General features: G+C 64.3%; 2 pseudogenes. Both read left to right on the top strand.

The annotated features are described in order from the left end of the window. Positions 1–202, top strand: a pseudogene (locus DR046_RS23915) (IS630-like element ISAli3 family transposase); the annotation flags it as partial. 23 nt (positions 203–225) lie between these two features. Then, positions 226–540: pseudogene (locus tag DR046_RS22995) on the top strand (transposase); the annotation flags it as partial. Positions 541–966 lie beyond the last annotated feature (426 nt).

Raw genomic sequence — 966 nt, 5'->3', positions numbered from 1 at the left:
GCTCCCGCCCTATGCTCCCGAGCTGAACCCGATCGAGACCGTCTGGGCCTACCTGCGCGCCAACCGCCTCGCCATCTCCACCATGGACACCTGGGACGACATCGTCACCCGATGCTGCGAAGCCTGGAACTTCTTCGCAGGCGATCCCGACCGCGTCCGATCCATCACCAACCGCGACTACGCCAAAGCGGTCAGCAGGTAGGGCCGTTGGTATGACTTGCGTGTATTGAAGCGCTCAGGCGCCGGGGTTTGCTGACGATCTGGTTCGACCCCGGGATGAACCGGGAAGCCGCGCCTACAGGCAGGCGTGGCCGACAGGAGACCTACAGTGACACCGCCATCCAGACGTGTCTGACGATGAAGGTTCTGTTCGGCATGTCGCTCCGGCAGACGACCGGTTTTGCCGAGAGCCTGCTGCGGCTGGTTGGCCTCGACTGGACGGCGCCCGAGTTCACCACGCTGTCCCCCCGTTAGACGACCCTGGCCGACAACATCCCCTACCGTGGTGCGATCGGCCCGCTGCACCTGCTGGTCCCCTCTTGTCTTATCGTTTCGTCACCTCCTGCTGTGTAACGGGGTCGCCCCATGGGCTGCGCAGTTCCACGGGGTGGCGGGGGACGGATCGCAATGGACCGTTCCCGAGTGAGGTCGCCCCCGCGTTTTCTTCTGACCTGAACGGGTACTTGGGCGCGAGGCCCGCATGACAAGACGAGGTGGAGGAACATGACCGGATAACGTCCCCCGACGTGGTGTAGGAGCGCCGAGCCTCGGAGAGGTCAGGGCTTGATCAAGTTGCCACGGCTGGCAGCCTGACGGTGGGATTGTCTGTGACGCGGGCCGAGCGTGGTGCTGTCTCGAAGGTGGTGGAAATCGGTTCGACGCGATCTCCGGCGCTTTCAGCGTCACGGTTTCACGCGGCGAGGTCACTCGTTTGATCGGTCAGGGGGGCTGAGAGCGTCTCCCAGC

Source organism: Jannaschia formosa (assembly GCF_003340555.1).
Taxonomy (GTDB): domain Bacteria; phylum Pseudomonadota; class Alphaproteobacteria; order Rhodobacterales; family Rhodobacteraceae; genus Jannaschia; species Jannaschia formosa.
This window is presented reverse-complemented; position numbering and strand designations above follow the sequence as displayed.